We start from the raw sequence: 11,369 nt of genomic DNA, 5'->3' as shown, positions 1-11,369 counted from the left end.
GCGACGGTTTGCGCGACGCGGCCGATCCCTATAAGTGATCGTCTGACACCTTTATCGCTCCCGGCTGCATGAAACGCGTGCCGGGTGCCATTTGAACCGGAGAAATCATGTCGAAGAATGCGAGTACCGCCGAAGGTTGGGACGAGGAATACGAAGCAGGCCGCTGGGCGTTTCTGCGCTCTCTTCCCGAAAGCGGCCGCTACGGCATCATCGGCATGTGGCTGAGCCTGACCGACACGCTGTCGGACGTCCTTGATATCGGCTGCGGCGAGGGGCTTCTGTACGAGCGCCTGGCGCCCATGGGACTGAAGCGCTATGTCGGCATGGACCTGGCACCGGCAGCGCTGGAAATCGCCAATGTCGACCCGAAGATCGCAGCCCTGCGCGCCGGCGACATGCACAGCTTCGAACCGGAGCCGGGCGAGAGCTTCTCGGCCATCGTCTTCAACGAAGTCCTGCATTTTGCCGACGATCCCGGAGCCGTCGTTGCCCGCTACGTGCCGTTCCTGAAGGAAGACGGCATCATTGCCTTGTCGATGTACTCGCCCAAGCGGCCGGAAAGCGGTGCCAACAAGCTGATTGCAAAGCTCTGGGAATCGACCGACGACGAGACGAAATGGGAAGTCCTCGACGACTACCGCCTCGTCTCCGACAAGAAGGGCGTCACCTGGCGCATGCGGCTGGTCAAGCCGGTCCGGTAACGCTCTCTGGGCGGTCTGAATGCCATCGATATCTGATCTCGGAAGGGGCGCAATGCGCCCCTTCGTTTTGATCCCTGCTGAACGGATCAGTTCGGCAGAACAATAATCGTCGACTTGCCGCCGGCATTGCGCAGGGCATGGACCTCGGCCAGAGCCGGATCCGTACGCCATGCCTTCGCCGCTTCGACATTCGGAAAGCCCAGCAGGGCCGTCAGGTCCGGAACGTCGCCGGCCGCTTCCAGAACGACAGGCGAAGGATCGCCCGCCAGAACTGTGCCGCCGTGCTTGGCAAGGGCCTCTGCGGCGGCTTCTCGGTATTTCGCTAGAGTTTCCCGGTCGGTGATCGTGATCAGGGCTAGGGCTTGGACACTCATGGAATTTCCTCCTGTTTCGGATGGAAAAACCTTACGCACGCCGGCATATGATAGAAATTCCACAAAAATAGAATCATCCTGTGCAATAATGCACAGCCATGGAGAACTGGGACGATCTGAAATTCGTACTGGCGGTTGCCAGGGCCGGAGGGCTGTCGGGAGCGGCGCGGAAGCTCGGGGTCAATCACTCCACCGTTTCCAGGCGGCTTTCGGCGCTGGAGACCGGCCTCGGTACGCGGCTTTTTGAAAGACTTCCGGGCGGGTTGGTGCCGACAGCAGCCGGCACGGAGGCGGTTGAGGCTGCCAAAAAAATCGAAACAGAGCTTCTGGCGCTCGATACCCGCATTACCGCCCAGGATACGGAACTGGAAGGTCCGCTACGGATAACCGCCGCCCAGCTCATATTCCAGGTTCAGCTGGCGGAAATCGTCGCCCGTTTTGCGGAGCGTCATCCGCAGATCGAGCTTTCCATGATCGCGGCGAACGAGGTACTAAGCCTGCAGCGTCGTGAGGCGGATGTCGCAGTCCGGGTCACCGACCGTCCGGATGACACCCCTGTTCGGGCGCATGGCGACCGGGCAGCGCCGGGCCTTTTACGCTTCGAAGGCCTATCTGCGGATCCACGAAGAAGCATTGTCGAAGACATCGGATCCGGTGGAAATCGCCTGTGTCACCTTCAAATGGTGGGACCAGGGGGCGCCGAAGGAAATCCGGGACCGGTTTCCGAATGCCTACGCCTCGGTCGTCTGCGACGACATGATTGCGCTTCATGCCGCCGTCAGGGCGGGGCTGGGTATAGGCCGAATGCCCTGTTTTCTGGGAGACCCCGATCCGGACCTTGAACGCGTTCCGGGGTTCGAGCTTGCCCGCTACCTGGACATATGGATCCTGACCCATCCGGATCTGAAGCATGTGGAACGCATCCGCCGGTTCATGCGCTTTGCGGCGGACGCGTTCAAGGCCAATGCCGGGCTCTATCTGGGCCGGTAAGGGAGGCCTCAAGTACTCAGGAAGCGCGCCTTGACGGTCGGGTCGGCGGCAAGTTCCGCGCTGGTGCCGGTCCACACCGTGTTGCCCTTTTCGATGATCACGTGCCGATCGGCGAGCTTTTCCAGGGCGGAAACCGTCTTGTCGACTACCAGGATGGCCTGGCCGTTGTCCTTGAGCCCTTTCAGGCAGGACCAGATTTCAGCGCGGATCAGTGGGGCGAGGCCTTCTGTCGCCTCGTCGAGGATCAAAAGCTTCGGATTGGTCATCAGCGCCCGGCCGATAGCCAACATCTGCTGTTCGCCGCCGGAAAGCTGGGTGCCGAAATTGCGCCGGCGCTCTTCGAGCCGGGGAAAGAGGCCGTAGACGGTCTTCAGCGTCCAGGCCCGCCCGGACCGTCTGGCAGCCGTGGCGACGAGATTTTCCTCCACCGTCAGGTTCGGAAACACCTGCCGGCCTTCCGGAACCAGTCCGAGACCGGTCTGCGCGACCCGGTAGGACGGCTTGCCGGTCATGTCCGTGCCGCCGATCCGGATGGTGCCGGCTTCCGCCTTGAGCATGCCGAGGATCGTCTTGATCGTCGTCGTCTTGCCCATATTCCGTGTGCGGCCCATCAGGGTCACGACCTCTCGCCCGGATGGACGGTCAGCGAAACGTCGAACAGCACCCGGCTATCGCCATAGCCTGCCTGAAGATACTCAACTTCGAGAAGCGGCGCGCTCATGCGGTTTCGTCCTCCCCGAGATAGGCTTCGCGAACCTTGTCGTCGTTGCGGATTTCATCGGGTGTTCCGGTGGCGATGATGCCGCCATAGACAAGAACCGAGATCCGGTCCGCGAGCTGGAACACCGCGTCCATGTCATGTTCGACCAGAAGCATGGGGATCGTGGTCTTGAGGCTTTGCAGAACCTCCACCAGGTTCTTCGTTTCCTCCGGACCCGTCCCGGCCATGGGTTCGTCCAGAAGAAGCAGCTTCGGCTCGCCCGCCAGGGCGATAGCCAGTTCCAGGACCCGCTTCTCGCCATGGCTGAGATCGCCGGCGCGGGTCTCCACCCGGTGGAAAAGCTTGACCTTGTCCAGGATAGCGAGCGCCTTGCGGTTGAGACCCTTGTCCGTATCGGCCGGCTTGAAGAAGTGGAACGAATGTCCCTGATGCGCCTGAACGCCGAGGGCGACATTTTCCAGGACAGAGAACTCCGGCAGGATCGCCGTGATCTGAAACGAGCGGCCGAGGCCGAGTTGCGCCCGTCTCGCGACCGGCAGAGCCGTCACATCCCGGTTTCCGAAGAAGACTTTGCCACTGTCGGAGCGGACATTGCCGGCAATCTGGCCGATCAGCGTGGTCTTGCCGGCACCGTTCGGTCCGATCACCGCATGGATCTCGCCGGGGCGCACCTCCAGCGACAGGTCTTTCGTCACCCGCAGGGCACCGTAAGTCTTGTTGAGGTTCTTCAGCTGGAGAACGGGAGCGCTCATGATTTTCCGCCTCCCTTGATCAGTCCCAGAAGTCCGCCCTTGCCATAGAGCACCACCAGGATCAGGAGCGGACCGAAGATCAGGCGCCAGTGTTCGGTGTAGCCGGAAAGGACTTCTTCGAGCGACATGTAGGCGACGGCCCCCAGTACAGCGCCGTACAGCGAGCCCAGCCCGCCGAGGATGACCATGACGATGAGTTCACCGGAACGGTGCCAGGACATGTAGGCAGGCGAAACGAACTCCGACTGGTTGGCCATCAGCGCACCGGCAAGCCCTGCGATCATGCCGGCAATCACATAAGCGGCCAGCCGGTAGCGGTAGGGATCGATGCCGATGGCATGAAGCCGGGCCTCACTCTGCTTGGCGCCCTTGAGCACCCGCCCGAAACGCGATCCGGCGATCCGCCTCAAAAGGAGCGTGACGACGAGCAAAACCCCGAAAACCAGATAGTAGAACCAGGTGGCATCGGAAAAGATCTCGGTGTCGAAGAATTCGCTGCGGCCCCACAAGGTGAGACCGTCATCGCCGCCATAGGCGGAAAGCGACGTGGCGGTGAAATAGGCCATTTGACCGAAGGCGAGCGTGATCATGATGAAATAGACGCCGCGCGTCCGCAACGAGATCGCGCCGGTAACAAGGGCGAACAGGCCCGACACAAGGATCGCCACAGGAAAGGAAATCCACGCGTCCCAGATATCGCTGTCGGCCAGTATGCCGACCGCGTAGGCCCCGAGCCCCAGATAGGCGGCATGGCCGAAGCTGACCATAGCGCCGAGCCCGAGAATGAAATCCAGGCTGACGGCGGCAATGGCGAGCACGAGTATGCGGGTGAAGAACAAGAGGAGGAACCGGTCGTCCATATAGGTCGCATAGACCGGCACGAGAGCCAGTAGCAGGAATAGGAGGACCGGCACGACCCGGTTGCGGAAGAGGAGGGCGGTTCCGCTCATGCGCTTCTCACCGGGAACAGGCCGCTTGGGCGGAAGAACAGGACGCCGGCCATGAGAATGTAGATCAGCATGGAGGCAATGGCCGGTCCGACATCATTGGCGGCGGACGGCGGCAGGACGAGACGGGCGATGTCCGTGGCGAAGGACCGACCGAGCGTATCGACGAGGCCGATCAGGAGGGCTGATAAAAAGGCACCCCGGATCGAGCCGATGCCGCCGATCACGATCACCACAAAGGCCAGGATCAGGAGATTGTCGCCCATCCCCGGCTCGACCGACAGGATCGGTGCGGCCATGATGCCTGCGAAACCTGCGAGCATCGCTCCGAAGCCGAAGACGACAGTGAAAAGCCGGCGAATGTTGACCCCGAGCGCGGCAACCATCGGCGCGTTGCTGGCGCCGGCCCGCACCAGCATGCCGACGCGCGTCCAGGATACGAGCACATAAAGCAGGACCGCCACGCCGAGACCTGAGCCGAGCAGGGCTATCCGATAGATCGGGTAATTGAAATTCTCCATGAGCTGGATGGAGCTGTCGAGCTGCTCCGGCACCGGAACGGAGAGCGGTGCGGCGCCCCAGATGGCTTTCACAGCCTCGTTGAGAAACAGGATCACGCCGAACGTGGCGAGCACCTGGTCCAGATGATCCCGGTCGTAAAGATGGCGGAAGACAAGGAATTCCAGTAGCAGGCCGCAGAGCAGCGCGCCGAACAGTGCCAGCGGAAGCGCCATCCAAAAGGAGCCGGTCAGCTTGTAGGCGGCCACCGCCAGGTAGGCGCCGAGCATGTACTGGACACCGTGGGCCAGGTTGATGAAGTCCATGACACCGAAGACCAGTGTCAGCCCGGCCGCAATCAGGAACAGCAGGATACCGAGCTGCATTCCATTCAGGGTCTGAACTGCCAGAAGAGTCGTGCTCAAGATGAAGGTTCCGGTCGAATGAGGTTGCGCCAGGGACTGCCCGGGCACATTGCCCGGGCCTTCACGCGGTGATTTTACATGCGGCAGGAGCCGGCATAGGCGTCGCCGAAGTCGTCAAACACCTTCTCGACCGCTTCGGTCACATAGCTGTTCCCTTTCTGGATCGCCTTCGTCAGGTAGAAATCCTGGATCGAGAGAACTGGTTGGTGTTGAACTTGAAGTCGCCGCGCACGCTTTCGAACGGTGCCGCGTTCAGAGCTGACAGTAGAGCGGTCTTGTCCTTGATGCCGGCCATGGCGACCGCTCCGTCGATCAGCTGTGCCGCATCATAGCCCTGAGCAGCGTAGAGTGACGGAGCGTAGCCGTATTCCGCCTTGAAGTCGCGGACGAACTTGGCATTCGCCGGATTGTCCAGGTTCGGAGCCCATTCGGCGCCGGAATAAAGCCCGACCCCCAGATCCTTGGTCGCAGGAAGCGTCGTCTCGTCGACGGTGAAGGTGGACAGGAACGGGACCGCGTCCTTCAGGCCGGCTTGTGAGTACTGCTTGACCAGGTTCACGCCCATCCCGCCCGGCATGAAGGTGAAGATCGCGTCCGGTTTCAGGTCAGCGATGCGGGCGAGGTCCGCGGAGAAGTCGAGCTGGCCGAGCTTGGTGTAGATTTCGGCCGCGATTTCACCCGTGTAGTGCCGCTTGAAGCCGGCGATCGCGTCTTTGCCCGCCTGGTAGTTCGGCGCCATGACGACCATCTTGCCGTAGCCCTTCTGGCTGGCGTAGCGGCCCATGACTTCATGGTTCTGGTCGTTCTGGTAGGAGGTGGAGAAGAAATACTTGCTGCAGCCCTTGCCGGCGATCGGAGACGGGCCTGCATTGGTGCCGATGAAGATCGTTTCGGACTGAACGACCGGCTTGTAGACCGCCATCATCACGTTGGAGAAGACGACGCCGGCCATGATGTCGACCTTGTCGCGCTCCAGAAGCCCCTGAACCTTGGTCAGTGCTGCATCGGGTTTCAGTTCGTCGTCAACCACGATGACCTCGGTATCCATCCCGCCGAGCTTGCCGCCGGCCTGTTTGACGCCGAGCAGAAAGCCGTCGCGCATGTGCTGGCCGAGAACTGCGGGCGGTCCCGACAGGGTGGCCAGGAAACCGATTTTCAGGCCTTCGGCGCCGGCCGGGGCGGTGGCTGCTCCAAGACCGGCGAGCCCGATCGATGCGCCAACCGCGAGCGCGGACAGAATGTGCTTCATGATAGTCTTCCCCCTCTTAACTTCCTGATTGGGCAGTTTCCCGATTCATTTGTTGTTCTTCAGAGTACTGCCAACTCTGAGCCAGATTAATAGCAAGGCGGTCCGGCACACAATCGTTCAGACCTCGCAAATGGCGAAAGCGGGTCCTGCCTGACCGTACCTTCCCGTCCTCACGCTCCTTTTGGAATATATTTTAAGCTTAAAATAATTTCCGGGCGTTTCGCAAGCGTCCTGTCGGTCGGGTCGACAGAAAATGTCATGCGATTTTCAGATGCTCGCCCGATTTCGGTCCGGATACCGCCACATAGGCGCGAATTAATAGGAGCCCGGGTAGGGGGAAATGGCGTTCGAGCGCAATCAAATCGCGCTCGCCAGGTCCACGGAGGGCACCATGTTCAAGTATTCCGCGCCATCCACGCAGCCGATCGTTGCGCCCGAGTTTCACGGGATCCCGGATCTTTCGACAGATCGGGACGAAAACACCAGGGAGCGTCCGGAATTGACCATCGTCCGGGCATCTTCCGCGGCACCGCCCCGCTTGCGAGGTGGAGAAGCAGAAGACGACGGTGATCTGATGATCCCGGAAGTTCTGCGAAAGCCGACGGTGGCCCCCGTCAGCCAACTCGCTGAAAACGCCGGGAACACGACGTCAGAAGCCCGTTTTCGCCTGTTGCCGGTCGCAGTTGCGTCCGCTGCCGGGCTCCTGCTGGTGCTGGCTGCGGGGACAATGAATTACGCTGCCGGCCACCTATCGAACCCGGATGCCGGCCCTATCGCCGTAAAGACGGTATCGCTTGAAGGGCAGACAACGACAGAGCCGGCAAAGGAGACCGGGCCGGATGCCTCTGCCTCGGCTCAGGCGCAAGCTTTGAACGAGTCGGGGTTTGACCTGCGCTTCAATTCCGCGCAGGCCGCCGATCCCAACCAGAAAGCGCTCAAGATCAAGAACCAGGCTCGCGTCGCGAAAATACCGCAGGAAGGGACCGGGCCTGCCGGTTCCGTCAGGCAGGCAGGTTTACCGGCGCGTCCCGGCATCCGGTCTTCGCTCCCTGTTCTCGGTTATGCGTCCGTTCCGAACCCTCATGCCGGTTGGGAGGAGGGCCAGCAGGCGATTTCCGCCGCCGCCCGAAAGTCATCTGCTGCAATGCCTGTCGCCACTCCGGCGGCGCCGGCAGCATCTGCAAATACGCTGGATACCGGACCGGTGACGGAAACCGCGAGCGTGACGGCCGATGTCAATCTGCGCAGCGCGGCTGAAAAGGACGCGCCGGTCGTGATGGTCGTGCCGAAAGGGTCCGCGGTCCGTGTCGGATCCTGCGATAATTGGTGGTGTGCGGTAAGCGTCAACGGCCAATCCGGCTTTGTCGGGAAGAAGTTTGTCGACGGCAAGGGGTGACAGTCCCGCACCGAAGTGGCCGGAAAGTATCCGGATGTTAGGATTTCAGACCTAACATCCCGCTTCCATGTTTCCGCGACAGACAAGGGTGAGGCAAGCCGGAGCGATTACGATCCGGCCGACCAACCCAAAAGTCGAGAGAGGTTCCCATGATCGGCTCCGAACCGGATAACCATACTGCAACTCAGGCCGGCAAATCCCGTCTCAGCCCACTTGCCATCCTGTTGGCTGCCACAACGGTCCTGCTCGGCGCCGCCCCAGGCCATGCCGGCGGCAGTCTTTCAAGCTGTGAGGAGTACGCCCGGGACTATGCCGACGCCCATGCGGGCAGCGGCGACCCGACGGGCGACATGATCGACGAAGGCATGCGCGGCGCCGTTGTCGGCGGCGCCTGGGCTGGCCGCAGCGGCGCCCAACGTGGCGCGCGCGCCGGGGCAGCCCTGAGCGTCCTGGACAACATGGGATCGACGCCTGAAGGCTGGCAGTCGCTCTACGACATGGCCTATCAGATGTGCATCAACGAGAATTCGCCGGCGAATTACCAGCCGGAGCCGATGGGCAGTCCGAATGTCACGCCCGGCTGCACCTCTTCGGCGACCACCCAGCCGATCCCGCCCTTGCCGGACGGAACGATACGCGCCGGAAGCGGCTGCCCCTGAGGTTGAGGTCTGCCGTTTTCCTGCCGTTTGGCCTGTCTCTTCGTGGAGAAGCCCTGAAAGCCTGTTGACGTCGGGGATAGGGCAACGTCAACTGTGCCCGGAAATTTTGTCCGTTTTTGCCCTGAATTTTGTTCGATCAGAGACCCCTCATGAACCTTTTCTCCCGCACCGCCGCTTCCGTCCTTGCCGGCCTTACGGTCGCAGTTGCCTCGCCAGCCTTTGCCAAGGTCCCGTGTGGCGGCGATTTCCGTCAGTTCTTGGAAGGCGTCAAGCAGGAAGCGGTTGCCTCCGGTCTGTCGGCCCGCGCCGCGGACCGCACGCTTTCCGGGGCGCAGATCGATCGCAAGGTTTTGTCCAGGGACCGGGCCCAAGGGGTGTTCAAGCTGGACTTCCTGACCTTTTCCAAGCGCGCCATCTCAAGCTACCGGCTGCAGGCACGTGCGCCTCCAATATGAAAAAGTGGGCCCGCGTCTTTGACCGAGCGGAAAAGGACTACGGCGTTCCTGCGCCGGTGATCACCGCTTTCTGGGCGTTGGAGGAAACGGATTACGGCGGGTATCAGGGCGACTTCAACACGGTCAATGCACTGGCGACCCCTGTCCCATGACTGCCGCAGGCCGCACCTGTTCCGGCCGCAGCTGATTGCGGCGATCGAAATGGATGCAGCATGGCGATCTCGATCCGCGCGGTACCACAGGGGCGTGGGCCGGCGAGATCGGCCAGGTGCAGATGCTCCCTGCCGATATCATCCGCTTCGGCGTGGACGGCGACCGTGACGGTCACGTCAACGTCAAGGCCAGTTCCGCCGATGCGATCCTGACAGGCGCCAACTTCATTCAGCACCTGGGCTGGAAGCGCGGAGAGCCCTGGTTGCAGGAAGTCAGCCTGCCGGGCAATTTTTCCATGGGAAACGACCGGGCTCGATCAGCGCAGGAACGGCAGCGAGTGGGCCAGCATGGGCGTGAAGCCGCGTCAGGGCTCGATTGCGAACGTGCCCGCCGCGGTGATCCTGCCCCAAGGCGAAGGGACCTGCTTTCCTGGCCTATCGGAACTTCGACATCTATCTGGAATGGAACCAGTCCTTCGTCTACACGACGTCCGCCGCCTATCTGGCGACCCGCCTGGGCGGTGCGCAGGTCTATAACCAGGGGCAATCCGGATCCGGGCTGGACGACCCGCAGATGAAACAGCTCCAGAAGAAGCTCCAGGATCTCGGCTACGACGTCGGCAAGATCGACGGGAATTCTCGGCTCAGGCACCCGCCATGCGGTGCAGGAGATGCAGAAGAAAGCTCGGCATGCCTGCCGACGGCTGGCCGACACCGCAATTGCTGGCGAGGCTCTGACGGGCACCTCTTGTCAGTTATCTGACACGTTTTCAAAAAGGCGCCGCGGAACCGGCGCCTTTTTCGTGTTCAGTGCCCCGTCAGCACGAGCGTCTGGACCGGGAACAGGATCGCCTGGAGCCTGAGCAGCATGGCGTGGACCAGACCGACCGTGTCGATCGCATGCAGGAAGATGTATTCGCCCGTGCCGATGGACGGATCCGAGGACAGCCGTTCGTGATTGCTGGTGTAGGCATTGGCCACACACTGGCTGCCGGCCGCCACCTTGTCGAGGCCACCCGGATAAAGCGGTTCCATAAAGGTCGTGATCGTCCCGGGCTGGATCTGGCGTGCCGCGTCGATCAGCTGATCGCTCGCGCGGATCTGCCCGGAGGAGATATGCGGCTGCACCTCGGTGACGATCATCGGGATGACGGTGAAGGGCAGGGACGAGCACACCGCTTCGGCAAACATGCCCGGCTTGATCACCTGTGCCTCGATCTGGGCGAAACTCGCGATCATCCGGCCGCGGCCCGCATCGGCCGGGATCAGGACCCCAGCCGACGCAGAAGCGGATTGACGATATCGCCGACCCGCAGGGTGAACTGATCGATGGAAACCGTCTACGCCCGCATAAACGGTCATCTTGCCGAGTTCGATCTCCGCTTCATGGAGCTGGGCCGGCAGGCTCTTCAGTCTTGCGGCAGAACGACCTCGATTTTCGTCGTCACCAGGTCTTGGTTGGCCATGGCGGCAGCAAGGGCGCCTTTCCGGCTGTCGACCATTGTCTGGAGGTTTCTCGACTTCGCGCTCGCTGACCACGTTCTGGTTGCGGTCGCGCAACTCGGTCTTTGTATCCAGTTCGTCCGTCGCCTGTTTGAGAGCCGATTTCGCCTGGTCCACCTGGCTAGCGGCAACCGCCAGTTCGCCCCTCGACCGTTTTTAGCTCGGCCTCGATTTCGGCCACCTGGAGCGTCTTGGTGTCGACATCCGCTTTCTGGCGGGAACTGTCGAGCCGGAAGATCGGATCGCCCGCCTTGACCTCGTTCTGCAGCCCCGGCTCGAAATAAACCTCCTCCACGCGCCCTGCGGTCTCCGGCAGGATCGGTATCGTGCGGAAGACAAGCGTCGCACTGACCGCGGTCGGGTGGAATAAAAGATCAATGTGATCAACGACACGGTCAGCATGAAACAGGTCACGATGCCGTAGCGCAGCTCGTACCAGACCGTGAACAGAGTGATTTCCCGGCCGATGCGCTTGTCCTGGACATAGCGGCGGATCAGGTAGTCGGGCAGGATCGTGAGGGTTCGCGCAGAAAAGAAGCTCAAACAT

Annotated in this window: 11 protein-coding genes and 4 pseudogenes; 8 read left to right on the top strand and 7 right to left on the bottom strand. The window is 61.7% G+C overall.

Features of this window, described 5'->3' with window-relative positions; all coding sequences use genetic code 11:
* Window positions 1–107: 107 nt before the first annotated feature.
* Entirely contained in the window at window positions 108–701 is a 594-nt protein-coding gene (locus ABIN98_RS07590; RefSeq protein ID WP_346908842.1) for a class I SAM-dependent methyltransferase, read from the top strand.
* Between the two features lie 86 nt (window positions 702–787).
* Here ABIN98_RS07590 and ABIN98_RS07585 read toward each other — a convergent pair whose 3' ends face one another.
* Window positions 788–1,075: a DUF1330 domain-containing protein gene (locus ABIN98_RS07585; RefSeq protein ID WP_346908840.1), complete on the bottom strand. Its 288-nt coding sequence runs from the start codon at window positions 1,073–1,075 to the stop codon at window positions 788–790.
* A 98-nt stretch (window positions 1,076–1,173) separates the two neighbouring features.
* Between ABIN98_RS07585 and ABIN98_RS07580 the strand changes: the two are divergent.
* Window positions 1,174–1,566: pseudogene (locus tag ABIN98_RS07580) on the top strand (LysR family transcriptional regulator); the annotation flags it as partial.
* A 55-nt stretch (window positions 1,567–1,621) separates the two neighbouring features.
* Window positions 1,622–2,065 (top strand): LysR substrate-binding domain-containing protein, encoded by a 444-nt coding sequence (locus tag ABIN98_RS07575; RefSeq protein WP_346908838.1) that lies wholly within the window; start codon window positions 1,622–1,624, stop codon window positions 2,063–2,065.
* Between the two features lie 8 nt (window positions 2,066–2,073).
* Here ABIN98_RS07575 and ABIN98_RS07570 read toward each other — a convergent pair.
* From ABIN98_RS07570 to ABIN98_RS07550, 5 genes and pseudogenes are all read right to left on the bottom strand, one after another.
* Window positions 2,074–2,786: pseudogene (locus tag ABIN98_RS07570) on the bottom strand (ABC transporter ATP-binding protein).
* The gene (locus tag ABIN98_RS07565; RefSeq protein ID WP_346908837.1) at window positions 2,783–3,538 is read right to left on the bottom strand and encodes an ABC transporter ATP-binding protein; all 756 of its coding nucleotides are present in this window, start codon (window positions 3,536–3,538) and stop codon (window positions 2,783–2,785) included. The pseudogene ABIN98_RS07570 and the gene ABIN98_RS07565 overlap by 4 nt, the downstream one beginning before the upstream one ends.
* Window positions 3,535–4,488: a branched-chain amino acid ABC transporter permease gene (locus ABIN98_RS07560; RefSeq protein WP_346908835.1), complete on the bottom strand. Its 954-nt coding sequence runs from the start codon at window positions 4,486–4,488 to the stop codon at window positions 3,535–3,537. The genes ABIN98_RS07565 and ABIN98_RS07560 overlap by 4 nt, the downstream gene beginning before the upstream one ends.
* On the bottom strand, window positions 4,485–5,369 hold the full coding sequence (locus ABIN98_RS07555; protein WP_346908845.1) for a branched-chain amino acid ABC transporter permease: 885 nt from the start codon (window positions 5,367–5,369) through the stop codon (window positions 4,485–4,487). The genes ABIN98_RS07560 and ABIN98_RS07555 overlap by 4 nt, the downstream gene beginning before the upstream one ends.
* Window positions 5,370–5,482: 113 nt before the next feature.
* Window positions 5,483–6,657, bottom strand: a pseudogene (locus ABIN98_RS07550) (ABC transporter substrate-binding protein).
* A gap of 391 nt (window positions 6,658–7,048) precedes the next feature.
* On the opposite strand from ABIN98_RS07550, the gene ABIN98_RS07545 reads away from it, so the two are divergent.
* From ABIN98_RS07545 to ABIN98_RS07525, 5 genes are all read left to right on the top strand, one after another.
* Window positions 7,049–8,053, top strand: a complete 1,005-nt coding sequence (locus tag ABIN98_RS07545; RefSeq protein ID WP_346908831.1) for an SH3 domain-containing protein — start codon at window positions 7,049–7,051, stop codon at window positions 8,051–8,053.
* A gap of 149 nt (window positions 8,054–8,202) precedes the next feature.
* Window positions 8,203–8,712, top strand: coding sequence for a hypothetical protein (locus ABIN98_RS07540; RefSeq protein WP_346908830.1), 510 nt, complete (start codon window positions 8,203–8,205; stop codon window positions 8,710–8,712).
* A 149-nt stretch (window positions 8,713–8,861) separates the two neighbouring features.
* Window positions 8,862–9,167 (top strand): lytic murein transglycosylase, encoded by a 306-nt coding sequence (locus tag ABIN98_RS07535; RefSeq protein ID WP_346908828.1) that lies wholly within the window; start codon window positions 8,862–8,864, stop codon window positions 9,165–9,167.
* Window positions 9,164–9,319: a lytic murein transglycosylase gene (locus tag ABIN98_RS07530; RefSeq protein WP_346908826.1), complete on the top strand. Its 156-nt coding sequence runs from the start codon at window positions 9,164–9,166 to the stop codon at window positions 9,317–9,319. Before ABIN98_RS07535 ends, ABIN98_RS07530 begins: the two co-directional genes overlap by 4 nt.
* Before the next feature lie 53 nt (window positions 9,320–9,372).
* Entirely contained in the window at window positions 9,373–9,897 is a 525-nt protein-coding gene (locus ABIN98_RS07525) for a lytic murein transglycosylase (protein ID WP_346908824.1), read from the top strand.
* Window positions 9,898–10,126: 229 nt separating this feature from the next.
* On the opposite strand, the pseudogene ABIN98_RS07520 reads toward ABIN98_RS07525, so the two are convergent.
* A pseudogene (locus tag ABIN98_RS07520) lies at window positions 10,127–11,369 on the bottom strand (HlyD family secretion protein).

Origin of the sequence: uncultured Roseibium sp. (genome assembly GCF_963675095.2) — a bacterium.
Lineage (GTDB): Bacteria > Pseudomonadota > Alphaproteobacteria > Rhizobiales > Stappiaceae > Roseibium.
The sequence above is the reverse complement of the archived record's forward strand: the minus strand, read 5'-3'. Positions and strand labels throughout refer to the sequence as shown.

Bases quoted from the DNA above. Each gene is read 5' to 3' on its own strand.
- ABIN98_RS07585 (WP_346908840.1), bottom strand. From the start codon at position 1,075: ATGAGTGTCCAAGCCCTAGCCCTGATCACGATCACCGACCGGGAAACT.
- ABIN98_RS07525 (WP_346908824.1), top strand. From the start codon at position 9,373: ATGCAGCATGGCGATCTCGATCCGCGCGGTACCACAGGGGCGTGGGCC.
- ABIN98_RS07530 (WP_346908826.1), top strand. From the start codon at position 9,164: ATGAAAAAGTGGGCCCGCGTCTTTGACCGAGCGGAAAAGGACTACGGC.
- ABIN98_RS07575 (WP_346908838.1), top strand. From the start codon at position 1,622: ATGACACCCCTGTTCGGGCGCATGGCGACCGGGCAGCGCCGGGCCTTT.
- ABIN98_RS07545 (WP_346908831.1), top strand. From the start codon at position 7,049: ATGTTCAAGTATTCCGCGCCATCCACGCAGCCGATCGTTGCGCCCGAG.
- ABIN98_RS07560 (WP_346908835.1), bottom strand. From the start codon at position 4,488: ATGAGCGGAACCGCCCTCCTCTTCCGCAACCGGGTCGTGCCGGTCCTC.
- ABIN98_RS07555 (WP_346908845.1), bottom strand. From the start codon at position 5,369: ATGCAGCTCGGTATCCTGCTGTTCCTGATTGCGGCCGGGCTGACACTG.
- ABIN98_RS07590 (WP_346908842.1), top strand. From the start codon at position 108: ATGTCGAAGAATGCGAGTACCGCCGAAGGTTGGGACGAGGAATACGAA.
- ABIN98_RS07535 (WP_346908828.1), top strand. From the start codon at position 8,862: ATGAACCTTTTCTCCCGCACCGCCGCTTCCGTCCTTGCCGGCCTTACG.
- ABIN98_RS07565 (WP_346908837.1), bottom strand. From the start codon at position 3,538: ATGAGCGCTCCCGTTCTCCAGCTGAAGAACCTCAACAAGACTTACGGT.
- ABIN98_RS07540 (WP_346908830.1), top strand. From the start codon at position 8,203: ATGATCGGCTCCGAACCGGATAACCATACTGCAACTCAGGCCGGCAAA.